This is a genomic window from Streptomyces sp. NPDC088810 (genome assembly GCF_044750305.1).
Classification (GTDB): domain Bacteria; phylum Actinomycetota; class Actinomycetes; order Streptomycetales; family Streptomycetaceae; genus Streptomyces.
The window spans coordinates 192,632-215,757 of record NZ_JBIVJQ010000001.1 but is presented as its reverse complement, the minus strand read 5'-3'; the positions used below and the strand labels follow the sequence as shown (position 1 = coordinate 215,757).

Here is a 23,126-nt window from a genome sequence, read left to right as displayed (position 1 = left end):
CTTAGGGTTCGCTTAAGGAAGGGATCGGGGACGGTTAAAGGTCGAGACCAATTTCCCCGGCCGGCGCCTGCGTGCGGCCCCCCGCTGTCTGCGCCCCACCGTCTTGCGCGCGTCCAGCTGGAACCAGATCCGCACCTCCGTGCCGCCCAGCACCGAGCCGCCGATGCGGACGTCTCCGCCGGTGGACTCGGCGAGCCGGCGCACGATGTCCAGGCCGAGGCCGGTGGAGCCGGTGGTCCCCGAACCCCGGCCGCGGGCCATCGCCGCCTCGGGGTCGGTTATGCCGGGGCCCGCGTCGGAGACGAGCACGATCACCGCGTCCTCCCCGTTGTGCACGTCGACCGCGAAGGCGGTGCCCTCGGGGGTGTGCCGGAAGACATTGCCGAGCAGGGCGTCGAGGGCGGCGGCCAGGTCGGCGCGGGCCACGGGTATGCGCACCGGCCGGTCCACGCCGGCCACCCGCCACTTGCGGCCCTCGTCCTCGGCCAGCGCGGACCAGAACTCCATGCGCTCGCGGACCACTTCGGCCGCGTCGCACCCGGCGCCGGGCCCGGCGGCGGCCGTCTGCGGCTTGGCCTCCCGGGCCGTGCGGATGATGGCGTCGACCTCGCGCTCCAGCTGGGCGACGGCCGCGCGGGTCTGCTCGGCGGCCGGTCCGGCGCCGAGGGAGGCCGCGTTCAGCCGGAGGACGGTGAGCGGAGTGCGCAGCCGGTGCGAGAGGTCGGCGGCCAGCTCCCGCTCGTTGGCGAGGAGCTGCACGACCTGGTCGGCCATGGAGTTGAACGCGACGGCGGCGAGCCGGAGTTCGGTCGGGCCCTCCTCCCGCACCCGGGCGCCCAGCTTGCCCTCGCCCAGTTCGTGCGCGCCCTCGACCAGCCGCCGGGCGGGCCGCACCATGCGCACCCCGAGCCGGTCGGCGACGGCCACCGAGCCGACGGTCAGCGCGAGGCCGACGGCCGCGAGCACCGCCCAGGCCGTGCCGACGCCGTTGGTCACCTCCGACTCGGGGACGTACACCTCGACCACGGCGATGGCGCCGGAGCCGAGCGCGACCGGCTGGAGCAGGGTGGAGCCGCCGGGCACGGTGGTGGTGGAGGCGCGGCCCAGTCTCCGCACGGCCTGGATGTCGCGGGCAGCGGCGCGCTGCCGGCCGAGGTCGAGCGCGGCCCGGCCGCCGTCGGCGGGCAGGTGGACGGCCATCCCGGAGTCGGCGCCGGCCGAGGCCACCACCCGCTCCAGCTCCTCCCGGTCGGTGGTGATGGACAGCGCGGGCGCGACCGCGGCGGCCTGCCGCTCGGCGCCTGCGAAGGCGCGGTCGCGGGCCATCTCCTTGACGACCAGGCCGAGCGGGACGGCGAAGGCGACCACGACCATGGTGGTGACCGCCAGACAGACCTTGACCAGGGCCCACCTCATCACGGGACCTGCCCGTCCGCCGAGGGGTCCGCGGGGGGTTCGAGCTTCACGCCGACCCCGCGCAGGGTGTGCAGGTAGCGCGGCCGGGCGGCCGTCTCCCCCAGTTTCCGGCGCAGCCAGGACAGATGGACGTCGATGGTCTGGTCGTCGCCGTAGGACTGCTGCCAGACCTCGGCGAGGAGTTCCTTGCGCGCGACGACGACGCCTGGGCGGCCGGCCAGGAAGGCGAGCAGGTCGAACTCCCGGCGGGTCAGGTCGAGCCGGACGCCGTCCAACGCGGCCTGGCGGCGGAGCGGGTCGACGGTCAGGCCGCCGACGCGCAGGACGGCCGGGGGCGGGGCCTCCGCGCCGGCGGAACGGGCCCGGCGCAGCACGGCCGCGATCCGGGCGGAGAGGTGCTCGACGGAGAACGGTTTGGTGAGATAGTCGTCCGCCCCCGCGTTCAGCAGCCGGACGACCTCCGTCTCGTCGTCCCGGGCGGTGGCGATGATGACGGGCACGTCGGTGATGCCGCGGAGCATCTTCAGCGCCTCGGAGCCGTCCAGGTCGGGCAGTCCGAGGTCCAGGATGACCAGGTCGAAGCGGAAATGGGCGACCTCGCGCAGCGCCTCCAGCGCCGTACCGACGCTGCGCACCGTGTGTGCGGCGTCGGTCAGGTGCCGGATGAGCGCCGAGCGTACGAACTGGTCGTCCTCGACCACGAGAACACTTGCCATGCGCCGCACCGTACGCCATGCGGCCGACCCCGGGCGGGCGCCTGTGGACAACCCGGGGCATGTGCACACAGCGGTACCGCTGGGGCAGTATGGCCCGCGATGCGCAGAGGACTCGTACACGTACTGGCGTGGCTGCTCGCGACGGGAGCGGCGGTCACGCTGTCCTGGTGGGGCGTGCACACGGTGATGGCGGGGACGGCGTACGACCCGCCGCGCGCCCTGCCGGTCACGGCGGCCGACGCGGACACCCGGGACGTGCGGCCCGCGTCCCGGACGCCCTCTCCCTCCCCGACCCCGTCGCACGAGCGGCCGGCCCGGCCGACGCCCACGCCGACGCGCACCGCGGCCCGCACGCAGCCCCCTTCCCCCACCCCCACTGCCTCCGCCTCCGGCCGGGTCAGGTCCTACGACACCGAGGGCGGCCGGGCGGTGTTCGACCTGGGTCCGGCCGACGCGACGCTGGTGTCGGCGACCCCGGGGACCGGCTGGGGGATGCAGGTGTGGAAGACGGAGAGCTGGATCAGGGTGGAGTTCAGCCGGGGCGCGGACCGGGTGACGGTGTTCTGCACCTGGCACGACGGGCCGCCGCGGGTCGAGGTGGGCACGTACTGACTCCGTCCGGACGGGTCGTCAGGGGGCGCAGACGACGTAGACGGTGCCGCTGGCGGCCCCGCCGCCCACGCGCTGCCGGAGGTCGCCCTTCCACCCGACCGGCTTGCCGGCGGAGTTCTTGACCGGCTCGGAGCGGGCGACGTACATGCTGCTCTGGACGTCGGCGCCTACGCCGCCGCCGGTCGCCGCCCAGCCGGACGGACAGGAGACCGTCGTCGCGCCGGAGAAGTACTTGGACCGGACGACGGGGTTGGTGACCGCGGCGTCGGCCGTGGACGAGGTGAGCGAGTCGAACGCGACCAGGGCGAGGAGGACCGCGGCGACCGCGCCCAGGGCGTAGGCGATCCGTCGGACAGAAGCGCTCATGACCATTTCCTTCCGGTTTCTTCCGGTGTGGTGGAAGACCAGGTCAGCAGTGGCCGTTGAGCGACACGCGGACGGCTTCCGAAATGGGCACAAGGTGTCCGAAGAGAATCGTTCGCGGCAGTTCCTGATCGCGGTGGCGACCGGTCCGCAGCCGGGGGCGGGGCCCTAGTCGAACACCGAGGGCGGCGGGGCCGGGGAGGCCACCGCGGCCTCGTCCGTCACGGGCAGCGCGCCACCGGTGAAGTCGGTGAGCTGCCTGCCGTGTTCGACCCGGCCGGGGTGCGGATCGGAGGCGGCGCGGCGGGTGAGGTCGGCGAGCGGCAGCGGGACGTCGGCGGCGACCAGGATCGCGTTGCCGAAGCGCTTGCCGCGCAGCACGGCCGCGTCCGCGATCAGCGCGAGTTCGCCGAACCGGGCGGCGGCGGTGGCGATCTGGCCGCGCAGGTGCGCGAGCGGCGGGCCGTCGGCGAGGTTGGCCGCGTAGACACCGGAGGGCTTCAGGGCGCGGCGGACCTCGTCCAGGAACTCGGTGGAGGTGAGGTGGGCGGGGGTGCGGGCCCCGCTGAACACGTCCGCGAGGACCAGATCGGCCCAGCCGTCCGGCACCTTGGCCAGGCCCGCGCGCGCGTCGACGGCGCGCACCCGGATCCGCGCGTTCGGGTCCAGCGGCAGCTCACGGCGGACCAGGTGGACCAGGCGCGCGTCCCACTCCACGACCTGCTGGGTGGAGCGGGGCCGGGTCGCGGCGACGTACCGCGCGAGGGTGAACGCGCCGCCGCCGAGGTGCACGGCGTGCACGGGCTTGCCGGGCGGGGCGACGAGGTCGATGACATGGCCGAGGCGCCGCTGGTACTCGAAGGAGAGGTGGGCCGGGTCGTCCAGGTCGACGTGCGACTGGGGTGCCCCGTCGATCAGCAGCGTCCAGGCCCGGTCGCGGTCCGGGTCGGGTACGAGCCGCGCGATCCCGCCGTCGACCGGCTCCTCGGCGGCGGCGGCGGCCGGCCTGCGCCGCGTGTTCCTGGACCTGCCCATGGGGCCATTTTCGCAGCTGCTGCGAGCGGTCGGGGCCGCAGGCGGGCGTCAGCGGCAGTTGTCGGCGGCCTCGAGCAGGCGGGCCGCCTCGCCCAGGGCCCGGCGCAACACCACCGGGTCGGTGGCGAGGTCGGCCTCGCCGGGCGGCAGCAGCCAGTCGGAGCCCGCCACCGGCGGCTCGGGGGCCAGCCGCAGCCCGCGGCCGTCCGTCTCGGTGCAGGTGCTGCCGGGCAGGTCCCAGCCGGCGGCCGTACCGGCCGGGACCAGGAAACCGAGGGTGCCGCAGCCGTCGTCGTGCAGCACGGGTCCCACCGCGTCCGCGGCTCCCCGCCGCAGGATGTCGACCGCCTCCAGCCCCTGCCGGGTCGGCACCGTCACGAGGTCGCATGCCGTGTCACCCGCCGCGAACGACGACGGCGACGACGGCGACGTACAAGGATCGTTGCCCTGGCTGGTCTCCATGCCGGCCTCCACCACACAGCCCTGTTGCGGTCCATGGAGTCCAACGCGCGAGCGCGTCAACGGCTACGGCACAAGTGCGCCGCAAAGGATGGCACTTCATGGCAGATCGTGGATGAGATATCCGGTTTGTAGCCAAACACCGCGTGGCGGGTCCTTCACAGCAGGTACGTTCATGCCCGCCGGAACCAGGGCGTCACACGGGCAACTCGTCCCGAAATCATCCCGGTCCCGGCATGGTTCGACGGTTCGCACGAGAGGACCCGGCCATGGCGTCGTCAACCGTGACCTCGTCACAGCCCGAACGGCCAGCCCGGCCGAACCTCGCCTTCCGGCAACTGCGCGGCCGGCGCTCACCGGCCGAGTTCGCGGCGCTGGTACGGCGGGCGGCACGGGAGATCGGTGAGCGGGTGAGCTGTGACGCGCGCTACATCGGCCGGGTCGAGGCCGGCGAGATCCGCTGCCCCAACTACGCGTACGAACGGGTGTTCCTGCACATGTTCCCCGGCCGCACCCTCACCGACCTCGGCTTCGCCCCCCGCTCGTCCGTCCGCGGCCGCGCGGCACGGACGGCCGGGGAGGCGCCGCAGCCGCCCACCGCGGGCGCGGCGCCCGGTGAGTCACGCGCGGCCGGGGAGCCGTATGACCCCTACGACACGCAGGACACGCACGATCCGCACGACCGGCACGAACCGCACGAACCATATGCGGAAGACCCCCTGAACCACGAGGAGAGCGACGTGCTGCGTCGCGCATTCATGACCGGCGGAGGCGCCACGGTGGCCGCCGCCACGCTGGCCCCGCTGGGGCTCGCCACCGGCGCCGCGGCGGCCGAACGGCCCCTGCGGCGGGCCGGAACCCCCGAGGCGACGGCGCTGGAGGAGGCCGTCCGCCGGATCCGGCTGCTCGACGACCGGCACGGCGCGGACGGCCTCTACCGGCGCGCTGCCGCTCCGCTGCGCGCCGCCTACGCGCTGCTCGACGCCGGCGCGACCAGGCAGACCACCGCCGACCGGCTGCATGCGGGCGCCGGTGAACTGGCCATCTCCGTGGGCTGGCTGGCCCACGACTCCGGGCGCTTCGACGACGCCCGCTCGCACTACGCGGAGGCGCTGGCCACCGCCCGCATGACCGGAGACCAGGCCCTGGAGGCACACGCCTTCTGCAACACCGCGTTCCTCGCCCGGGACGCCGGGCGGCCCCGGGAGGCGGTCCGGGCCGCGCAGGCCGCGCAGCGCGCCGCCCGGCCGCTCGGCTCCGACCGGCTGCTGTCCCTGCTCGCGCTGCGCGAGGCGGGCGGCTGGGCGGGGCTCGCCGACCGCACCGGCTGTGCGCAGGCGCTGGCCCGCGCGCACGCCCTCTTCGAGCGGGGCCGCTCGGACGCCGACCCCGAGTGGATGAGCTTCTACGGAGAGGCCGAACTGGAGGGGCTGGAGGCGCAGTGCTGGTCCACGCTGGGCGACTGGGGGCGGGCGTCCCGGCACGCGTGGCGGGCGGCGCGTCTGCAGGATCCGCACTTCACCCGCAACATCGCGCTCTACACCGCGGAGCTGGCCGACGACCTCGCCCGCGAGGGCCGTCCCGACGAGGCGGCGGAGGCGGGGCTGCGGGTGCTGTCGTTGCTGGACCAGGTCCAGTCCTCCCGCATCCAGACGATGCTCGCCGGGACCGCGCGGGTGCTGCTGCCGCACCGGCGGGCGTCGGGGGTGTCGGAGTTCCTGGACCGCCACGCTTCGCTGCCCCGGCGGGTGTAGGGGCGTCCGGTCAGCCCGCCAGGTGCCCCAGGTCGTTCCAGCTCTCGATCGCCGGTTCCCCGTAGGCCCAGCCGAGGACGGACAGCGAGGTCGGGTTCAGCCGGATGCGCGCCGCGAAGTCCAGCGGCAGCCCCAGCCACCGCGCGCCGATCGATCGCAGGATGTGCCCGTGGGCGAAGACCAGGACGTCGCGGTCGGCCGAGCGGGCCCAGGCGACGACCTCGTCCGCGCGCGCGGTGACCTCGGCGAGGGTCTCGCCCTCCGGGACCCCGTCCCGCCAGATCAGCCAGCCGGGCCGGACGGCCTGGATCTCGGCCGGGGTCATGCCCTCGTACGCGCCGTAGTCCCACTCCAGGAGCGTGTCCCACGTCGTGGCGCGGTCGCCGAAGCCGGCCAGTTCGCAGGTCTCCCGCGCGCGGGACAGCGGGCTGGTGCGCACCTCGGCGCCCGCCAGCCCGTCCAGCGGCGCCCGGTGCAGCCGCTCGCCGAGCAGCTTGGCCCCGCGCCGCCCCTCCTCCAGCAACGGCACGTCGGTCCTGCCGGTGTGCTTGCCGGACAGCGACCAGGCCGTCTGTCCGTGCCGGGCCAGCAGGATGCGCGGTGCCATGCGAGACCTCTCCGGTGAGCGAGCGGAACCGGGACGAGCAACCCGGAACAAGTGGATGCGGTCCTTCCATCATCGCGCACCCCGATTCCGGGCAACCCGCCGGGCGATCCCGGCGTCTTCGTGGACTGGGAACGCACCGAAGGTGTCCGGAGCTCCCCTCATGGGCCGAGTAGCGACACCGTAAAGTGGCACGGTCGCCCGCCGGGGCGCCGTACAGCAGAAGGGGGAGGGCGATCGGATGCCGCAGACCGAGACACCGGGCACCGAGGTGGTCCCGCGAACCCGGCTGCGCTGGTGGACCGAGCTGCCCCTGATCCTGCTGGTCTACGGCTGCTACTCGGCCGGCCGGCTCCTCGCGCGCGGTGACGTCGGCAGTGCCGTCGACCACGGCCTGGCGATCCTGCGCATCGAGAAGGCCCTGCACCTCGACGCCGAGCACCCGCTCAACCGGCTGTTCACGCGCGAGGCCTGGCTCGGGGTACCCGCCGACTTCTGGTACGCCTCGCTGCACTACCTGGTGACGCCGGTCGTCCTGGTCTGGCTGTTCCGGGCCCGCACCGAGCACTACCGGACGGCCCGCACCTGGCTGATGACGTCCACGTTCATCGGCCTGATCGGCTTCACCCTGCTGCCGACCTGCCCGCCCCGCCTGCTCTCCGCCGGCCACGGCTTCGTCGACACGATGGCCCAGTACAGCTCGTACGGCTGGTGGGGCGGAGAGGCCAGCGCCCCGCGCGGCATGGGCGGCATGACCAACCAGTACGCGGCGATGCCGAGTCTGCACGTGGGCTGGGCGCTGTGGTGCGGGGTCATGCTGTGGCGATACGGCGGCACCCGCCTGGCGAAGGCCTTCGGTGTCCTCTACCCGCTGCTGACCGCGATCGTGGTCATGGGCACCGCCAACCACTACTTCCTGGACGCGGCCGCGGGCGTCGCCGTGATGGGCGTCGGCCTCCTGCTGGCGCCGCGCGTGATGCGGGCCGCGGACCTGGTCCGTGTCCGGCTGTCCCGCAGCACCGCACCGGCCCCGGACGCCACGGGTTCCCCGATTGTCAGTGCCGGATGCCAGACTTCGGCGGGTGAGCGAATTCCACGGCAGCGCGAGTCGCGGCTCGACCCCGCGGCCGGACCGGACGCCTCCCCCAGCGACGCGGGCGAAGGGACTCCGGCACCGGCTCGCTGAGCTGCGCGGTCCCGACGTACCGGCCAAGGCCCTGGACGCCCGTGCCCTCGCCGCCCTCGCCGCGAACCCGGGGTGCGCCCGGCGGGCGGTCCTGGACGGCGCCGGGGTGGACAAGGCCCGGCTGGCGACCGCGCTGGGTGCGCCGTCGGGCTTCGGGCAGTCGCAGTTCGCGCTGACCCGGGGCAACGCGTTCGAGGCGCGGGTGAAGGCGGACGGCTGTGCGGAGCTGCTGCGGCTGGTGCACAGCCGGCTCGACCCGGGCGCCGAACCGCCCGCCGGGGCGGCCGTACCCGACCTGAGCGCGCACGGCCCCGAGGGGCGTACGGCCCGTACGGCGCTGGCGCTGCGCGAGGCCGCGCAGGCGGGCGGCTGGACCCTGCTGGACCATCCGATGCTCGCCCTGGACGTGGCGGGTTCGCCCGCCTTCCTGGAGCCGGACGCGGTGGTGGTGCACCCGGACGGCAGCTGGTCGGTGGTGGAGATCAAGTCCTTCCCGATGGTGGACGGTTCCGCGGACCCGGCGAAGGTGGGCGCGGCGGCCCGGCAGGCGGCGGTGTACGTGCTCGCCCTGGAGGAGGTCGCGGCGCGGCTGGATCCCGCCCCGCGCGTGCGGCACCGGGTGCTGCTGGTGTGCCCGAAGGACTTCTCGAACCTGCCCGCCGCTTCCGCCGTCGACATCCGCAGGCAGCGCGCCGTCACCGCTCGCCAGCTGGCCCGGCTCACCCGGATCGAGGAACTCGCCGGCGCGCTGCCCGAGGGCACGTGCTTCGCGCCCGACCGGCCCGCCGAGGAGCTGACGGCGGCCGTGGAGGCGGTGCCGGCGACCTACGCGCCCGAGTGCCTGTCCGCCTGCGAACTGGCCTTCCACTGCCGGGACCGGGCCCGCGCGGCCGGCGCGGTCACCCGCCTCGGCCGGCCCCTGCGGGCCGAACTGGGGGGCCTGGCCACGGTGGAGGAGGTGCTGGCCGCCGCCCGCGGCGAGAGCGGCGACCCGGACGACCCGGCGGTGGCCGCCCTGCGCCGGGCCGCGGCCCTGCGCGCGGAGGCGCTGGCGACGGCCGCGGAGGTGTCCGCGTGTCCCTGATCACCACGCTCGCCCGGCTGGAGGCCGTCGGCAGCGGCCGGGCGCAGCCCGCGGCGACCGTCCGGCACCGGCATCTGTCGGACCGTCCGCTGGTGTTCGTGCCGCTCACCACCGCCGGTGAGACCGGCGCCCCGCTCGGCGCGCTGGTCGGCACCGACCGGGACGCGCCCCGCCTGCTGGTCGTACCGCAGCCCCGCGACCGCGATCTGCGCTTCGCGTTCCTGGCCGAGCTGGCCGACATCGTCCTGCCGTACATCGACGCGTACGCGCAGTCGGTGGAGGCGGCCGAGCGCACCGAGACCGACCCGGAGACCGGCAAGCGGGTCAAGGTGGCGGCGGAGCTGTGCGCGGACGCGCCGCAGCTGATCGTGCCGAGCCGCACGGGCCTGGACCTCGTCCGGCTGCTGGGCCGCTCGATGCGGTTCCGGCGCACCGCCGAGCAGGACCCGGACGCGCCCTATCCGGCGCCGCCCCGGGTGCCGCTGCTCGGCCGCTGGCTGACCCACTACGGCGAGCGGGCCCGGGTCCCCGGCTCCTCGCTGCTGCTGGCCCTGACCGACGTGCTGTCCCGGCACTGGGCGACCGGCCAGTCCGGCCTGGAGGACCAGCACCTGGGCGCGCTGCTCGCCTGGATCGACCCCCCGGAGGGGCTGACCGGCGCCGAGGCCGCCCGCCGGGCCGAACTCGCCCGGGACGCCGACGGGCAGCTGCTGTGCCCGCCGGCCGGCCCCGCCACCGACCCGGCGTTCGACAACAAGCTGCTGGCCCCGGCGATCGAGCGCTACGACCGCGCGCGGACCGCCCTGGCCGCCGCCGAGGACCCGCTGGAGGCCGACGGCCGGCTGGCCGCGCTGACCCGGGCCGAGCGGGAGATCCGTGATCTGGTCGAGAGCCGCACCCGGCCCACCTGGGACGCGGTGTGGCGGGGCCTGGACCTGCTGCGGACGCTGCCTGCCGGCGCGCACGTGGAGGGGCGCTGGACCCGGGACCGCTGGTCGTTCACGGCGCACCGGGACCGGGTGCTGGCCGGCGAGCCGCCGCAGCCGCGCCGGGACGACGCGGTGACGGCGGCGAACAAGCTGGCCACGCGCGAGCGGGAGCAGGCCCGGCTGGAGGCGCAGGAGGCGCTGGACGATCCGCTGGTGATGGCGGGGCGGCGGCTGGCCGGGGAGGCGTTCGCGGGCGAGGTGACCGATGTCGGGATGGCGTACAGCGAGGGCAGACGGCCGAGCCCGCGCCCGCTGGTGACGGTCCGCACGGAGGACCGGCCGCATCTCGCGGAGCGGGCGCGGGTGTACCGCTCGCTGGGCGGCAAGCCGCAGTCGGCGGAGTTCGTCGGTCAGGAGGCCGAGGGCGTCCTCGTGCTGCGGATCCTGGACCGGATGGGCCGCGGCAAGGAGCCCGAGCCCGGGTCGGTGCCGGAGAAGGGCGACCGGGTCTGCTTCACGCTCTTCGAGCACGAGCAGCGCGGCGGCGCGAAGCTGCCCGACCCCGAGGAGACGCCCTGGACGCACGGCGGCCCGCCGGGCGAACCGGCGCCGGAGGCCCCCGACCCCGTGACCGAGGAGGACGTGCTGTGACGACCGTCGACTTCGACCCCGGAGCCGAGGCCGCCCGCGCCACCGACGCGATCCTGGACGACACGCTGCACGGTGGCCGACGGGGCGTGGTGGTGGACTCGCCGCCGGGCGCCGGCAAGTCGACCCTGGTGGTCCGCGCGGCCCTCGAACTCGCCGACGCGGGCCGCCCGCTGATGGTGGTGGCCCAGACCAACGCCCAGGTCGACGACCTGGTCCTGCGGCTCGCCGAGAAGAACCCGGAGCTGCCCGTGGGCCGGCTGCACAGCAGCGACGCCGACGCGTACGACAAGGCGCTGGACGCCCTGCCGCAGGTCCGTACGTCGGCGAAGGCGGCCGAGCTGAACGGTCTGCCGGTCGTCCTGTCCACCGCCGCGAAGTGGGCGCACGTGAAGGTGGACGAGCCGTGGCGGCACGCGATCGTGGACGAGGCGTACCAGATGCGCTCGGACTCCCTGCTCGCCGTGGCCGGCCTGTTCGAGCGGGCGCTGTTCGTGGGCGACCCCGGGCAGCTCGACCCCTTCTCCATCGTGGGCAGCGAGCAGTGGGCGGGCCTGTCGTACGACCCCTCGGCGTCCGCCGTCACCACCCTCCTGGCCCACAACCCGGACCTGCCCCAGCACCGCCTCCCGGTCTCCTGGCGCCTGCCGGCCTCGGCGGCCCCCCTGGTCTCGACCGCGTTCTACCCCTACACCCCCTTCCGCAGCGGTACGTCCCACGGCGACCGCCGGCTGACCTTCGCGGTCCCCTCCGACGGCTCCGGCCCGGACCGGGTGATCGACGAGGCCGCGGAGTCCGGCTGGGGCCTGCTGGAACTGCCCGCCCGGCACACCCCGCGCACGGACCCGGAGGCGGTACGGGCGGTCGCCGCGGTCGTCCGGCGCCTGCTGGACCGGGGCGGCGCGGCGGTCTCGGAGCGCGCACCGGAGCCGGCACCGCTCACCGCGGACCGGATCGCCGTCGGCACCGCCCACCGCGACCAGGCGGCGGCTGTCCGCGCGGCCCTGGCCGACCTCGGCGTGCCGGACGTGACCGTCGACACCGCGAACCGCCTCCAGGGCCGCGAGTACGACGTCACGGTCGTCCTGCACCCGCTCTCCGGCCGCCCCGACGCCACCGCCTTCCACCTGGAGACCGGCCGCCTGTGCGTCCTGGCCTCGCGCCACCGCCACGCCTGCATCATGGTCTGCCGCGCCGGCGTGACCGACCTCCTGGACGACTACCCCTCCACGGAACCGGTCCAGCTCGGCACGCTGGTGAAGTTCCCGGACGGCTGGGATGCAATGTTTACCACATACCTTCACCTGCTGGAGCACCGTGTGTCCTGGCGTCCCTGAGCTGCGGTGACGCGCAGGCAGTCAGTCCAGGGACGCCAGCGCACCGGCTATGAGAGCACGTGCAGCCGCTCCCCTCACGGCATCCTGTGACAGCCGTTCAAAGGCTCGGCTATACAGCTCCACCTGGCTGGGCTGCGTGAGGGTGGCGGCAGCGTCCAGGGTGTCCGCGTGCACCCTGGTGTCGTCGAAGATCGTGAAGGTGGGCATGGGCCACACGGCTCGTTGAGCCGAGAACGGGATGAGCCCCACGGCAACGTTCTGGAGATCCATGACCCCAAGCAAGTGACCAAGCTGTGCCGCCATGGTCTCCGCGCTGCACAGGCGGTACCGCAACACCGATTCCTCCAGCACGAACGAGAACCGGCGTGCGCCATTGGTCAGCACCTCGTTACGCCTCATACGGGCCGCCACGGCATCGCTCACGTCGTCCGGAGTCCCCCGGAAGTGTGCGATGGAGGACAGCAGGGCGGCGGCGTATCCGGGTGTCTGAAGAAAGCCGGGGATCACATCGGAGACGTAGACCCTGAATATCTTCGTTTGTTGGTACAGATCCCCAGTGGACTCCTGCAAACGACGGAGACCGCTTCGCTGGAGTCGCCTCCACTGCACATGAGCATCTGCGGACTGCCTGTTGGCTGCGATCAGGTCGGGGGCTTGGTCATCAGCGGCGCAGGCTTGGCACCAGGCTTTGATGTCCGCGTCGGAGGGAGGGGTTTTGGCGTTCTCGATCCGGGATGACTTTGACTCTGACCAACCGCACCTGACGGCCAGCTCCCGCCCACTGATTCCCGCATCCTTCCGGATCTCACGCAGACGGCCGGCCAGTTCTTCACGGGCCTTTTGAACACGTGAGGAGGGGTGTGGGGGCATGGAGCTGGCTTTCGTCAGATCTCGTACAGGTGGTGCGGGATCGCTCGCTCCCAGACCGCTTCGAAGGCGGCGGAGCACAGCTTCACGGCTTCCGGGTCCGCCGTGATCTCGTCTTCCACCACCACTCCACCACCTGAGAAGTGGTGCACCCGCAGCAGGGTGCCATCGAAGAGCCAGAAGTCATTGCCCGGCAAGGCGATAGCCGTAGCCCGTCGCCGTGGCAACCACCGCACTTCCTCACCCGCTGTCACGTTGGCACGGGTGACGTAGTGCTCCCAGCGGATGTAGTCCGATACCGGCTCGGAGATCACCCGGGCCCGGCGGATCGCCACTCCCCGGGCCACGGTGTCCGCGATCAGTTGGTCGTACGGATGCCACCAGGACGCGCGATCCTCCCAGTCAATCCGCTCGCCCCGCTGCCATGCCTCGAACCGGTCCGTCGGGGCGTACGAGTCACGCAGTTCCAGGTGAACGGCGGACCGCTCGCACTGGCCAAGCAGCTCAGCGAAGCTGGGCACGCTCGACGGCATCACATGCCTCCCTGATCATCGGGATCATCCGGGCCGGAATCCTCACGATGGCTTCACTGTCGGGTACCGAACCGTTCGCGGGGCTGCTCGCCTCGCACTCCGCCTGAGTGTCGGTGCTCGGCTTCCACCCCTGCAACAAGATCTCCTGGGCGTCCGCGTCAGCCCACACGGTGGGGCAGTGGTCCCGGTCCGTGTTTGGGTCGATTCCGATGAACTGTACGGCCATGACTAGCTCCCTGGTCTAGGCGCTTGCTCGGGCTTGCATCAGCTTCGTTGAACTGCGGAGACACCGTCAATAGCGCTACTAGCCACGCTGATTGGCGTGCAAGCTCATGCAAGTCTGTGGAGTCCGACACTCGGCAGTTCCTACCGTCGGCACATCGAAGCGGAACCGATCGGGAGGGTGCGGTGCGATGGGCGAGAGCAGGGCACAGGACACCGAAGCGGCTGATCGTCTGGGCAGCAGTGAGGCCCGACAGTTCCTCTCCCGCCTCTCCGGAGCATTCGGCGTAAACGGAGTGCTCATGGTGCAGAAGAGCCAGCCTGGCCCCGAAGGGGCCGATATGGCTCCCAGCTCGGCCTTGTGTTGGCCCCAGTGCGAGTGCGGGAGCCCGAAATGCCCTGACTACAAGGCCCCGCCGACCAGGCCGACAGATGGACTACGCACCAGAGTTTCTGAGGTCAACGCGCGGAGCCGCAGGGGTGGGCTGTGACTACCAGAGCGGTGATGCGTTACGTCGAGCACAAGATCACCCAACACCCGGACACGGAGGTAACCTTCGAGGCCGAGTGTCTGACGCACGCATGCGGTTGGCAGGCCACCCCTTCCTCTGATGGGGCCGCCGTCGATGTGGAGTGCATGAGCCATACCGGCCGGACCGGTCACGGCGCCTTCCGTCGCCTCTGTACGTCCTTCGCCCTGGTGGTCCGGAACGAGTAGCCGCCTGACGCACCAGCCGAAGCCGGCCTAGCGCACTTCAGCGGCTAGGACGCTTACACCTCGAAGCCTTGCCCTGCCGAACGTCCCCCGTAACTGGCAGGGAGCAGGCTCATGTTGCTCACCAAGAGGACAAGAGCTCTGTCAGTGCACGGGAGTAAGATTCGTGCACACTCTGACTGCGCATAGGGGGGCACGTGGTCGACTGGGCCGGACTCATCAGCACGCTTGTCTTCGGCTTCGCTGCCGGAATGATCACGGCTTGGCGGAAAGCCTCGATTGAGGCAACCATGATCTGGGTTGATGATCTCCGGCATCGCGTCGAGATCATGAAGGGCGACCGGGAGAAGAGACAGCAGCTCCGGCACGTCAAGATGGATGAGGATCGCGCCGCTGAGCTAAAGGCTGCCGAAGAGGAGCGTAAACGGATTAGGCGAGCGCATCTAGAACTGACAAAAGCGCTGCCGATTGTCAACGAAGCGGTTAAGACTTGGGCGACTGAGCCAGCCAGGCATCGCGAACTTGTCAGTGCACTTCGAGCCAGCCTGGAAAGGCTTTCCAGTAACGGAGTGAAGGTCGCACATAACATCAATGATTGGCGTAGTCCAGATAAGTGGGACCTGCAATATCTCGCTAAGAACATCGACACCGAAACGCACAAATACGCCACCCTGAGAGGTAAGTAAACTCAAGACGGCCACTCGATGATCTGCACCCACCTTTGAGTACAGTCCGTTTACTTGGTGGGGCATCTATCCAGCGAAAGAAAGAAGCCCCCGGAAGCACCGGGGGCAAATTTGCATTTCCTAGAGCAGAGCAAGAAAGGGATTCAAGTCGACCGGTTCTGCGCGCTTCACCGGTTGCTTCGGTTCCGACACATGCTCAGGGACCTGCTTCGGTGTCGGGCGATAAGCGTCCAGACGGACAACCTGAGCGCGGTTCCGCTCACACTCCGCGCTTGCCGGCCGCACCTCTGCGTGACCGGAAGTGCTCGCGTTCTGCTCACCCTTCGCGCTGGCCGGCTGCGGCACAGAGTCACCAGAACTGTCCCCGCGGAGCGTGAAAACGGTGGCCGGTCGGCCGGTCCTCCCGGACCGTTCCACGGTCACGAGGATGCCGGGCAGTTCCTTGACTTCCGCTGCGGTCGCTCCCACGTACGGGAGCACCTGGGAGGAAGTGGCCCGACCGCCGTGCATCTCGATCCGGGCCCGCACCTTGTCCTCAAGGGTGAGCGGCTGCCGCTTCACCTTGGGGGAGGTCGCTCCCTTGGTTATGCGGACGGCGTCTTGCACCGACCGGCGGACCAAGCTGAAGGCGGCAGACAGCGTGTCTTCCGTGATCGCCTCCGAGCACTCGGACACTGCCAGGCAGGCCGCAACTCTGAGCGTCTGCTCTGCCGTCCGCTCGATGAACACTGCCTGTCCTTCGGGCAGGGTCTCACCCAGGATGCGGGCGTACCGGCGAACCACCCGCCACAGCGGCCGGGCATCCTCCGCAAGCGTGATCACGCGCGGCCTGGCCGTGGCCCAACCGTAGGCGTCGGACAGGTCCCGCCCATCTACTTCCGGCAGGCTCACCCGGTCGTCATCCAGCAGCGGCACCGACCCGAGCAGGAAGGGAAGGATGCGGTTGTACGACCCTCCCGCCGCTTCCGACTCACCGACGTACTTCGACCAGTCAGACGGCGTGACGTGACAGTGCAGGACCATTGCAGGGTCCCGTACTTCCTGCGCCTCATCCTTGGTCGTGTTGCGCAACGCTGCCCCATCCCATGCGGTCCGCAGCTTGGTCGTGAACGAGGCATCCCGCTTCACTCTGCGGAGCACTTCCGACCACTCTTCTTCGACCACCAGAGTCCGCACGTCCCGCCCGTGCTCGGTCTCGGCCGTCGCTTCCTGCTGCTCCCACAGATGATTGACCAGGCTCGCCCCGGACGTGATCCCGGACGTGGTGTGCGTGGCCAGGAAGCGGCCCAGAGCCTTGTCCAGGACGTGATGCGCCGCCCGGAGCGCGGTTCCCTTGCCGCGCCCGGTACCGGCCACCAGAGCGGACCACAGCAGCACGGGCCGGGGGCCACGGGAAGACACCTTGACCGAGCCACCGATAGCGGCCGACCACATCGACAGGGCAGCCACATACACCCCCAGGGGGTCCGCTTCCAGGAATGGGGAGATCCTGCGAACCGCGCGACCGATGGGACCGTACAGAACGGGGGTGCTCATGCTGCCTCTATCTCGAACAGGGTTGATTGGGTGGCCACTGGCCGGGGAGGCCGGGCGCACTCGACGCCCGGCACTGCGGGGGCGGCACTCAGGCCGCTGCCGCTTTTCCCTCGGATGCGTCCCGATGGGTCAGCTCGTAGGCGTGACGAACATGCATGCGGATGCGTCCCTTTGTGGGCACGGCGTAGCCGTTCTCTCGTGCCCATGCCCGGACGGCACGGTTGCGTTCACGCTCGCTCATCCCCGAGCGGTCGACCTTGGCAGGCTCCGGAAGCGGGTCGCCGCCGACCAACTCACCCGATCGAACAGCCGACTTGAAGCGTCCCACTTCCCGCACGTCCATCACAGGAATGCCACGCTCGGAAGCGTCCCGCAGCTTGGTGGCGTTGCGGTCGCCACCCTCACCCAGGATCAGCAGGACCGTGCTGTCGTCGGCACGGCCGACCACCTCATATCCCAGGTTGCGCACTGCTTCCCGCGCGTCTTCCCAGTCGTATCCCGGAACCTCACCGGCGATCATCACGGACGGCACCGGCTCAGGGTCGGACTCCACCACGGGCACCGCTTCCGGCTCCGGCTCCGGCTCCGGCTCCGGCTCCGAGGCAGCTTCAACGACCGGCGCGGACTCAGGCTCAGTCTGTACGGCCTCTCGCTCAGACGGCGCACCCAGAGCGTCACAGAGGTACCTGCCGAAAGAGACGTCGTGTTCAAGGCACAGGTGCCAGGTGTCCTTACCCAAGGTCAGGGATGAAGTGGCCTCAACTTCAGAGCCGTCACGCGCAAGGTGTGCATCACAAAAGGTGTACTCAACCGGCACAAGCACCGTCTTACGCATAGCGCTGCATTCCTTCGTTAGTGCGGAAGTCTGAGTGAGGGTCCGGAGCGTTGCTCTACGGCTTCCCCGCTGACATCCATTCTTCCGCGTCCCTATCACGGAACGGTAACTAACGAATAACTGAAGTATTACTCAAATGTTTATGAATGCCGGGGGTAATACCTAATAGAAAAGAAATAGGACCCACCGGGGGTGCCGTCCTTCCATCGTGTACGGGTTTCAAATTTTCACGGCTCACCGATTCTCACACCCATGGAATCTGAAATACCTCAGATTCGACCCCAAGGAAGGGTGTTTTGGAGGCCAAAGAGGTGAAAACAAGAGAGGTCCGTCACATTTTTGGCGGTTGGTGTCCCAGAAACCGGAAATGGACACCAGTTGCGCATCCTGACTCTTGGTTCTCGTCACAGTGAGTCGACGGCCGGCGTGAGTCTCGGTCAACTGAGCGTGAGAGGAACGGGCCCCCGCGGAGTGCAGGGGCCCGAACGAATCCAGGGGTCAGGAAGTAGGCCAGGTAACGGCAGCCTTGACAATTCCCTTGGTGGGCTTGGACTCATCAAAGGTGCTGTCGGCCTTCTTGGTGTCCAGCTCCGGGTACCGCACGATCTTTCCGCCGTACAGGTGCAGGGTGTCGATGTAGTCAGCGCGGTACTTCTCCGACTGTCCCTCACGGAAACCAGTGAACTGGCTGGCGTAGGTGGCGAACTCCGAGTGACCCGCCACGATGTCCACACCAGCAGGCATGGCCGTAGTGGTCAGGATGGTGAACCCGGCAAGGCGAGCAACAACGCCATTGGCAGTAACACCGCCTTCGCCGTACGCGGCAGCGTTAGCCACGGCCGGATGCTCGATGAGGTATCGCTTCACGCGCGGCGAGACGACCACGTAACGGCCTGCCGGGATGTCGCTGTCGTCCAGGGCCAGCATCATGTCCAGGATCGCGCTGTAGAGGCTCTGAGGGATGTTCTCGGCCGTCGGTGTGATGGCTGGAAGCGCCGTCGCCCCGGTGGCGATGATGTTGCCCATGAAGGCGTCAGCCTCGCGGGCCAAGGCCCGGATCATCTGCTGGTTGATCGGCGAGTCAAGGCCACCGGCAAGCTGAACCCGTTCCGCATCTTCGACCAAAACCTGTAGATACTTCGCCTCAGTAATAGTGAGCTTCTGATCCACGGTCTCCGGCCGCTGGGCCGTCATACCGTCAGCGATCGTGTAATCGCCCACGGTGGGCCGAAGAAGACTGTTGATGTGGACGACATCACCCTTCTGCCGGATCTCGCCCTCATACTTGTTATTCGCCACAAACGGCGACGCCCAGACAAGAAGTGGGTCGAACTGCGTGAGAAGTTCCGCGTCCCAAATCTCAGGGATGAAAGTGGTAGTGCCGGGCTGCTGATAGGCAAGGCTCATAGAGATACTCCTAGTTATCGCTTACGAACGTCGAGAGAAATGCGGCGGGGCTCAGGCAGAGGGCCGCCACTGCGGTTTGGGCCGGAGCCGACGAGATGGGGGAACGCCGGGTCCTTGGGCTTGAAAGGCGCAAGGGCCTTGTCCATGGCCTCGGCTGAAGGCTTGCCGTCTTCACCAAGCAGCTTGGAACCATCCAGGTATTCGGTGAACCCATCCGGGAGAGTAATTCCGGCCTGGGCGGCGTGGCCCTTAAGTTCAGCCCGTGCCAGCTTCCCGGAATACTCCCGCTCGACCTCGGCTCGGAGGGAAGGGGAAGGGTCGGCCGGCATGGCCTGGGGGGTCGGTTGTGCGTCGCTCATGGCGACACCTCCTAACTAAGGGTTCGGGTTTAGGCAGCCCGGTTGCTCTCTGCCTCACTCATGAGTGAGGACAGGGGGATACGGAGATGCCTGGCGGCCAGTGCAAGAGTGCGAAGACTCGGACACGTCTCACCGGACTCCCAGCGGCGCACTGTGGACGGGGCTACGCGAATCCCCTCAGCCAGGGCTTCCACAGAAAGCCCTAGAGCAGTGCGGCGGGCCGCGAAGAAGTGACGATCAAACATTGATGACTCCATTCCAGTCATGCAGGAATGCGCGACGGCAGGCAAAAAGAAAGCCCCGGCCTCTGCGGCCGAGGTCGATCAAGTCCCGTGAGGATGACTCTCACTAATGATGTATGTGTCCTGTCACGCACTTCCGCCCTAATGAGGGGAGAAGTGAGACGGACCCCACAGCGACCCTGCTCTCACTAAAGATGTCGGTGTCAAAGCGTCCGGTCTGGGACAGCACCATCAGCAAGTGAGGCGCATGTCACCTGTTTGTAACAGTTGCTGGAGGGCAAGTGCCCCTCGCCGGACCGTGGCCGCTCAGGCATACTGCTACTCATGAGTCAAGGTGAGTGGCATGGTGAGCAGGCAGACCCGCAGCTCGGCGGGGCCACTCCGACGGCCGCTGGCGTCGTTCAGTACGAGCTGAACGGGGCGTGGGTAGTCGCCGCTCACGGGGAGTACGACATGAAGACGATCGCTCCCCTCGCCGATGCCCTGGAGGCCGCCGCGCGTAAGCATTCGATTGTGGTGCTGGACGTCGCCGGGGTTACCTTCGGAGACTCAACATTCTTGAATCTCCTGCTTCGCGTTCATTCACAAACCACTCTTCGGCTCGTTGCTCCCGCACCGCAGTTTCAACGGGTGCTTGAGATTACCGAAGCTGATTCCGTCCTAGATATACGCGCGTCCCTGGAAGACGCTTGCTTGGCCGAGAAGTCCTAGGTGTCGTTGGCAACCAGTTGCCTAACTCCACTTGCCTTGGCTGACTCAGGACCCCAAAGGTCCTGAACTGAACAGGAAATGAGAGAGGGCCCCGGCAGAGGGGCCCCTACTCACTACTACCTACGCTCTATGAGCTACGTACTACCAACTACTAACTAAGTCCCCGGTTCAACGGGGAAATGAGCACGCTAGACGCCAAGGGCAGCTCGACAGACTACCGGGCCCCAGGGTGGTGCCGCGTTGAACGGGTCGGCGGGGTCAGGGCAGTCCCCTCCCGGGTGGGCCGGGCAGGCTTCGACGCTTCCCGTCTCGGAGGGTTCAGCCGGCCGTGACGCTCCGTTTTTCGGCGCTGCCTTCTTCCTGGGCTTGCTCGGCAGGGTGTCGGCCACGGTGATGACCTCATCATCCACGGAGTTCGACAGCGCGGGGTAAGTCTCCTCATCGTCCAGCAGCTCCAAGGGCACCGACAGGCGGAGCTTCGCCGCCCGTCCCTGCTTGCCTTGCTGGGTGAAGAACCCGAACCGTGTCAGTACGTCCCGGCACCTCTTCCCAGGGTGGTCGTTCGTGTTGTAGCCCAGCTCATCCGCGATCGTCGTATCCCCGGTGAACATCAGGCCGGTACGGCCGTTCGTATGCCGGAGCTGGGCCAAGGCCCACAGCAGATGTTCACGCCCGAACTCGGGTGCCTCGCGGGCCAGTAGGCCACCCGGCCCGAAGGCATCGAACAGGGCTCGGGTCCACTCGGTCTTCACGTCATGGGTCGCAGCAAGCAGGCGGCGCGGCCACGGTGTCTCAGTCATTCGCACTTCCTAGGCAAAGGGGAGGACCCCGGGACAAGCCCGGGGTCCTGGGAGGGGTCAGGCGGGATGGCTACGGCTCGGGGTCAAAGTCATCCCTGTACTTCTCCTGCTTCAGTTCCTCCAGATCAGTCAGTTGGTGAAGCTGTTCAGAGAGCAAGCTAAGGAACGCCGCGTAGGCTCCCCGCTCGTACTCTTCGCCCTCGCTCGACGCCCAGTTGCCTTGCAGAGCACCGCTCGCCCGCTCTTGCAGATCCTTCGGAGTGATGAGGCCGATGGACAGCCCCACCTTGGGGCTACCTACGAGGAAGATCCGGAAACCGGCCTTACGAAGGAACGGGCCTCGCTCCTTCCAATCGGCCATCTGCTGCCACTTCGCGCGGTAGGTCTGGCCGGTGCTCGTCTCTTCCCAGCGGCCTGGGACGAAGGGCTCTTCCTGGAGCGTTGCGAGGTTCGTGGCGTGGCGCTCAAGCGTCGCCGTGAGCGCCGTGACAGCAGCCGCCGAAGAAGCCTGGGCGATGGCCTGAGAGAGGTTCTCCATGGCCGCTTCCAGTTCCTTGATCTGCTGCCTGTTGTCCTTGCCGGGCACGTACGAGCGTTCCGTTATGTACTCGGCTCCCAGCTTGGAGAGGAATGACTCCTCTACGGCCTGGTAGATCTCTACCTGGGGCCACGACGTGGAGAACTGGCAAGCGTCACCGTTGGACCAAGAGGCACAGCGGAAATACTTGTGCTTCTTGGTGTTCCCCGTGCTCAGCTTCACCAGGGAGCTGTTTTCGTACATCTTCATGCCGCACGGGCAGTACAAGACTCCCGTCATGGGCGAGGCGTTCGACTTGATGCCCGCCCTGTACTTGCCCAGCTCGGTGACGGCGATCTGTAGCTTGTCGAACTCATCGTCCGTCAGGATCGGGTCAGCCCATCGCACGGGCAATCCGTCCCTGAGCAGCGGCTCACCCTTGTGCATCGCCACGCCCTTGAGTGTGGGCTTCTTCAGGATCTTGCCGAGGGTGGACGTGCTCCACTTGGTGCCCTTGATGTGCGTCTTGACGCCCGCCTTGTTCTCCTGGGCGTTGATGCTCCGCTGGTAGTCCTGAGAGGTCAGAACTCCGCGCGGGCAGTCACACTGCGGCGTCTCGCTGCCCTGGTCGACGCAATCCGCGACGTGCCGGGGGCGGGAGTTCCAGTCGGTGCAGAGCTGACCCATGGACCATCCCTGCTCCGCGATTCGCTCGTACGCCTCACGGACGAGAGGGCCAGTTACCGGGTCGATCACGAGCTTGAAGCGCTGCTTGCCGTGGTGATCCACCATGACAGGCCGGTAGCCAAAGGGCCAGGTGCCGCCGCCCCACAGGCTCGCATCACGGTAGTACTGCGTCTGGTTCCGACGCTTCCTCACGATCGCTTCGCGGTACTCCTGTGCCTGAGTCGCCTTGATGTAGGCGATCATCCGGCCCGTGGGCGTGTGGATGTCGAGGCTCGGATCATCGAGACAGACGATCTCCTTGCCGCCCTTGTGGCAGCGCTCCGCGAACCTGTCCCAGTGGTGCTGATCCCGGGTGATCCGGTCCAGCGACGTAACCATGATCGCGTCCCACTCGTGCCAGAGCGGGTCCTTCATCCATCGGCCGAGCTTCGGCCGGTCGTCCAGGTTGACCGCGCCGGAGACACAGACATCCTCGACCTCTCCAGCCACGGTGAACCTGGCTTCCTCGGTCGCGCGGTCCAGCTCCTCCCCCTGGCGGAGCAGGGCGGAGCTGTCCTCAGTGTCACGGCTGATACGCCGCACCTTGAGGACCCGCATACCGGGCAAGAGACGTGCACTGGACATAGCCTCACCTTCCGTTACCGGAGCCCTGGGGTCCAAATTTGGTGATCTTGTTTTCCCAGGGCTGGGAGGCGAACCACGCGGTCCTGTCCCACCTGGCCGAACACCGGGTGACCTGGCGCCCCTGACGTCCGGCACCGCCCCATCCACCGGACGGAGTCCGGCCGACGGTCACAGCCCGGACGGCTGGGAGGCGAACCACGCGGTCCTGTCCCACCTGGCCGAACACCGGGTGACCTGGCGGT

At 69.4% G+C, this 23,126-nt stretch carries 24 protein-coding genes; 8 read left to right on the top strand and 16 right to left on the bottom strand.

Annotation, left to right across the window (positions count from 1 at the left end):
* Positions 1-12 precede the first annotated feature (12 nt).
* Positions 13-1,416: a sensor histidine kinase gene (locus tag ACIP4Y_RS00990; protein WP_401386078.1), complete on the bottom strand. Its 1,404-nt coding sequence runs from the start codon at positions 1,414-1,416 to the stop codon at positions 13-15.
* Positions 1,416-2,132, bottom strand: a complete 717-nt coding sequence (locus ACIP4Y_RS00985) for a response regulator transcription factor (protein WP_401386075.1) — start codon at positions 2,130-2,132, stop codon at positions 1,416-1,418. The genes ACIP4Y_RS00990 and ACIP4Y_RS00985 overlap by 1 nt, the downstream gene beginning before the upstream one ends.
* 99 nt (positions 2,133-2,231) lie before the next feature.
* Between ACIP4Y_RS00985 and ACIP4Y_RS00980 the strand changes: the two genes are divergently transcribed.
* Complete coding sequence (locus ACIP4Y_RS00980; protein ID WP_401386072.1) at positions 2,232-2,744, top strand: hypothetical protein; 513 nt, start codon at positions 2,232-2,234, stop codon at positions 2,742-2,744.
* Between the two features lie 18 nt (positions 2,745-2,762).
* Here ACIP4Y_RS00980 and ACIP4Y_RS00975 read toward each other — a convergent pair whose 3' ends face one another.
* The 3 genes from ACIP4Y_RS00975 to ACIP4Y_RS00965 all read right to left on the bottom strand — a co-directional run bounded on the left by ACIP4Y_RS00975 (position 2,763) and on the right by ACIP4Y_RS00965 (position 4,604).
* Positions 2,763-3,110 carry a hypothetical protein gene (locus ACIP4Y_RS00975; protein ID WP_401386069.1) on the bottom strand — a complete coding sequence of 116 codons (348 nt, stop codon included), beginning with the start codon at positions 3,108-3,110 and terminating at the stop codon, positions 2,763-2,765.
* A 165-nt stretch (positions 3,111-3,275) separates the two neighbouring features.
* Complete coding sequence (locus tag ACIP4Y_RS00970) at positions 3,276-4,142, bottom strand: spermidine synthase (protein WP_401386066.1); 867 nt, start codon at positions 4,140-4,142, stop codon at positions 3,276-3,278.
* A 48-nt stretch (positions 4,143-4,190) separates the two neighbouring features.
* Complete coding sequence (locus ACIP4Y_RS00965; RefSeq protein ID WP_401386063.1) at positions 4,191-4,604, bottom strand: hypothetical protein; 414 nt, start codon at positions 4,602-4,604, stop codon at positions 4,191-4,193.
* A 266-nt stretch (positions 4,605-4,870) separates the two neighbouring features.
* Here ACIP4Y_RS00965 and ACIP4Y_RS00960 point away from each other — a divergent pair, with 266 nt between their 5' ends.
* The gene (locus tag ACIP4Y_RS00960) at positions 4,871-6,355 is read left to right on the top strand and encodes a hypothetical protein (RefSeq protein WP_401386060.1); all 1,485 of its coding nucleotides are present in this window, start codon (positions 4,871-4,873) and stop codon (positions 6,353-6,355) included.
* 10 nt (positions 6,356-6,365) lie between these two features.
* Here the strand turns inward: ACIP4Y_RS00960 and ACIP4Y_RS00955 are convergent, their stop codons facing one another.
* Positions 6,366-6,962 (bottom strand): histidine phosphatase family protein, encoded by a 597-nt coding sequence (locus tag ACIP4Y_RS00955; protein WP_358638297.1) that lies wholly within the window; start codon positions 6,960-6,962, stop codon positions 6,366-6,368.
* Between the two features lie 238 nt (positions 6,963-7,200).
* Between ACIP4Y_RS00955 and ACIP4Y_RS00950 the strand changes: the two genes are divergently transcribed.
* From ACIP4Y_RS00950 to ACIP4Y_RS00935, 4 genes are read left to right on the top strand one after another with little or no spacing between them, the layout of a single operon-like run.
* Complete coding sequence (locus tag ACIP4Y_RS00950) at positions 7,201-8,145, top strand: phosphatase PAP2 family protein (protein WP_401386055.1); 945 nt, start codon at positions 7,201-7,203, stop codon at positions 8,143-8,145.
* The gene (locus ACIP4Y_RS00945; RefSeq protein WP_401386052.1) at positions 8,042-9,229 is read left to right on the top strand and encodes a hypothetical protein; all 1,188 of its coding nucleotides are present in this window, start codon (positions 8,042-8,044) and stop codon (positions 9,227-9,229) included. Before ACIP4Y_RS00950 ends, ACIP4Y_RS00945 begins: the two co-directional genes overlap by 104 nt.
* Positions 9,220-10,809 carry a hypothetical protein gene (locus tag ACIP4Y_RS00940; protein WP_401386049.1) on the top strand — a complete coding sequence of 530 codons (1,590 nt, stop codon included), beginning with the start codon at positions 9,220-9,222 and terminating at the stop codon, positions 10,807-10,809. The genes ACIP4Y_RS00945 and ACIP4Y_RS00940 overlap by 10 nt, the downstream gene beginning before the upstream one ends.
* Positions 10,806-12,143, top strand: a complete 1,338-nt coding sequence (locus ACIP4Y_RS00935) for an AAA family ATPase (protein ID WP_401386046.1) — start codon at positions 10,806-10,808, stop codon at positions 12,141-12,143. Before ACIP4Y_RS00940 ends, ACIP4Y_RS00935 begins: the two co-directional genes overlap by 4 nt.
* A gap of 21 nt (positions 12,144-12,164) precedes the next feature.
* Here the strand turns inward: ACIP4Y_RS00935 and ACIP4Y_RS00930 are convergent, their stop codons facing one another.
* From ACIP4Y_RS00930 to ACIP4Y_RS00920, 3 genes are read right to left on the bottom strand one after another with little or no spacing between them, the layout of a single operon-like run.
* Positions 12,165-13,013, bottom strand: a complete 849-nt coding sequence (locus tag ACIP4Y_RS00930; RefSeq protein ID WP_401386043.1) for a helix-turn-helix domain-containing protein — start codon at positions 13,011-13,013, stop codon at positions 12,165-12,167.
* A 14-nt stretch (positions 13,014-13,027) separates the two neighbouring features.
* Entirely contained in the window at positions 13,028-13,543 is a 516-nt protein-coding gene (locus ACIP4Y_RS00925) for a DUF6879 family protein (RefSeq protein WP_401386040.1), read from the bottom strand.
* Positions 13,515-13,769, bottom strand: a complete 255-nt coding sequence (locus ACIP4Y_RS00920; RefSeq protein ID WP_401386037.1) for a hypothetical protein — start codon at positions 13,767-13,769, stop codon at positions 13,515-13,517. Before ACIP4Y_RS00920 ends, ACIP4Y_RS00925 begins: the two co-directional genes overlap by 29 nt.
* 908 nt (positions 13,770-14,677) lie before the next feature.
* Between ACIP4Y_RS00920 and ACIP4Y_RS00915 the strand changes: the two genes are divergently transcribed.
* On the top strand, positions 14,678-15,166 hold the full coding sequence (locus ACIP4Y_RS00915) for a hypothetical protein (RefSeq protein WP_401386034.1): 489 nt from the start codon (positions 14,678-14,680) through the stop codon (positions 15,164-15,166).
* Positions 15,167-15,286: 120 nt separating this feature from the next.
* Here ACIP4Y_RS00915 and ACIP4Y_RS00910 read toward each other — a convergent pair whose 3' ends face one another.
* From ACIP4Y_RS00910 to ACIP4Y_RS00890, 5 genes are all read right to left on the bottom strand, one after another.
* Complete coding sequence (locus ACIP4Y_RS00910; RefSeq protein WP_401386031.1) at positions 15,287-16,702, bottom strand: DUF3987 domain-containing protein; 1,416 nt, start codon at positions 16,700-16,702, stop codon at positions 15,287-15,289.
* Between the two features lie 88 nt (positions 16,703-16,790).
* Positions 16,791-17,537: a histone-like nucleoid-structuring protein Lsr2 gene (locus ACIP4Y_RS00905; protein ID WP_401386028.1), complete on the bottom strand. Its 747-nt coding sequence runs from the start codon at positions 17,535-17,537 to the stop codon at positions 16,791-16,793.
* Positions 17,538-18,035: 498 nt separating this feature from the next.
* The gene (locus ACIP4Y_RS00900) at positions 18,036-18,944 is read right to left on the bottom strand and encodes a hypothetical protein (protein ID WP_401386025.1); all 909 of its coding nucleotides are present in this window, start codon (positions 18,942-18,944) and stop codon (positions 18,036-18,038) included.
* A gap of 14 nt (positions 18,945-18,958) precedes the next feature.
* The gene (locus tag ACIP4Y_RS00895; protein ID WP_401386022.1) at positions 18,959-19,303 is read right to left on the bottom strand and encodes a hypothetical protein; all 345 of its coding nucleotides are present in this window, start codon (positions 19,301-19,303) and stop codon (positions 18,959-18,961) included.
* 29 nt (positions 19,304-19,332) lie between these two features.
* Positions 19,333-19,548, bottom strand: coding sequence for a helix-turn-helix domain-containing protein (locus ACIP4Y_RS00890; protein WP_401388592.1), 216 nt, complete (start codon positions 19,546-19,548; stop codon positions 19,333-19,335).
* Between the two features lie 321 nt (positions 19,549-19,869).
* On the opposite strand from ACIP4Y_RS00890, the gene ACIP4Y_RS00885 reads away from it, so the two are divergent.
* Positions 19,870-20,256 carry an STAS domain-containing protein gene (locus ACIP4Y_RS00885; protein WP_401386019.1) on the top strand — a complete coding sequence of 129 codons (387 nt, stop codon included), beginning with the start codon at positions 19,870-19,872 and terminating at the stop codon, positions 20,254-20,256.
* A gap of 188 nt (positions 20,257-20,444) precedes the next feature.
* Here the strand turns inward: ACIP4Y_RS00885 and ACIP4Y_RS00880 are convergent, their stop codons facing one another.
* On the bottom strand, positions 20,445-21,056 hold the full coding sequence (locus tag ACIP4Y_RS00880) for a hypothetical protein (RefSeq protein ID WP_401386016.1): 612 nt from the start codon (positions 21,054-21,056) through the stop codon (positions 20,445-20,447).
* Positions 21,057-21,126: 70 nt separating this feature from the next.
* On the bottom strand, positions 21,127-22,884 hold the full coding sequence (locus ACIP4Y_RS00875) for a recombinase family protein (protein WP_401386013.1): 1,758 nt from the start codon (positions 22,882-22,884) through the stop codon (positions 21,127-21,129).
* Between the last annotated feature and the right edge of the window lie 242 nt (positions 22,885-23,126).

Excerpts from the sequence above, each read along its gene's own strand:
- ACIP4Y_RS00985 (WP_401386075.1), bottom strand. The coding sequence starts at position 2,132 with ATGGCAAGTGTTCTCGTGGTCGAGGACGACCAGTTCGTACGCTCGGCG.
- ACIP4Y_RS00885 (WP_401386019.1), top strand. The coding sequence starts at position 19,870 with ATGAGTCAAGGTGAGTGGCATGGTGAGCAGGCAGACCCGCAGCTCGGC.
- ACIP4Y_RS00900 (WP_401386025.1), bottom strand. The coding sequence starts at position 18,944 with ATGAGCCTTGCCTATCAGCAGCCCGGCACTACCACTTTCATCCCTGAG.
- ACIP4Y_RS00960 (WP_401386060.1), top strand. The coding sequence starts at position 4,871 with ATGGCGTCGTCAACCGTGACCTCGTCACAGCCCGAACGGCCAGCCCGG.
- ACIP4Y_RS00920 (WP_401386037.1), bottom strand. The coding sequence starts at position 13,769 with ATGGCCGTACAGTTCATCGGAATCGACCCAAACACGGACCGGGACCAC.
- ACIP4Y_RS00905 (WP_401386028.1), bottom strand. The coding sequence starts at position 17,537 with ATGCGTAAGACGGTGCTTGTGCCGGTTGAGTACACCTTTTGTGATGCA.
- ACIP4Y_RS00880 (WP_401386016.1), bottom strand. The coding sequence starts at position 21,056 with ATGACTGAGACACCGTGGCCGCGCCGCCTGCTTGCTGCGACCCATGAC.
- ACIP4Y_RS00975 (WP_401386069.1), bottom strand. The coding sequence starts at position 3,110 with ATGAGCGCTTCTGTCCGACGGATCGCCTACGCCCTGGGCGCGGTCGCC.
- ACIP4Y_RS00980 (WP_401386072.1), top strand. The coding sequence starts at position 2,232 with ATGCGCAGAGGACTCGTACACGTACTGGCGTGGCTGCTCGCGACGGGA.
- ACIP4Y_RS00955 (WP_358638297.1), bottom strand. The coding sequence starts at position 6,962 with ATGGCACCGCGCATCCTGCTGGCCCGGCACGGACAGACGGCCTGGTCG.
- ACIP4Y_RS00875 (WP_401386013.1), bottom strand. The coding sequence starts at position 22,884 with ATGTCCAGTGCACGTCTCTTGCCCGGTATGCGGGTCCTCAAGGTGCGG.
- ACIP4Y_RS00970 (WP_401386066.1), bottom strand. The coding sequence starts at position 4,142 with ATGGGCAGGTCCAGGAACACGCGGCGCAGGCCGGCCGCCGCCGCCGCC.
- ACIP4Y_RS00990 (WP_401386078.1), bottom strand. The coding sequence starts at position 1,416 with ATGAGGTGGGCCCTGGTCAAGGTCTGTCTGGCGGTCACCACCATGGTC.
- ACIP4Y_RS00890 (WP_401388592.1), bottom strand. The coding sequence starts at position 19,548 with ATGTTTGATCGTCACTTCTTCGCGGCCCGCCGCACTGCTCTAGGGCTT.
- ACIP4Y_RS00965 (WP_401386063.1), bottom strand. The coding sequence starts at position 4,604 with ATGGAGACCAGCCAGGGCAACGATCCTTGTACGTCGCCGTCGTCGCCG.
- ACIP4Y_RS00910 (WP_401386031.1), bottom strand. The coding sequence starts at position 16,702 with ATGAGCACCCCCGTTCTGTACGGTCCCATCGGTCGCGCGGTTCGCAGG.
- ACIP4Y_RS00930 (WP_401386043.1), bottom strand. The coding sequence starts at position 13,013 with ATGCCCCCACACCCCTCCTCACGTGTTCAAAAGGCCCGTGAAGAACTG.
- ACIP4Y_RS00950 (WP_401386055.1), top strand. The coding sequence starts at position 7,201 with ATGCCGCAGACCGAGACACCGGGCACCGAGGTGGTCCCGCGAACCCGG.
- ACIP4Y_RS00895 (WP_401386022.1), bottom strand. The coding sequence starts at position 19,303 with ATGAGCGACGCACAACCGACCCCCCAGGCCATGCCGGCCGACCCTTCC.
- ACIP4Y_RS00925 (WP_401386040.1), bottom strand. The coding sequence starts at position 13,543 with ATGCCGTCGAGCGTGCCCAGCTTCGCTGAGCTGCTTGGCCAGTGCGAG.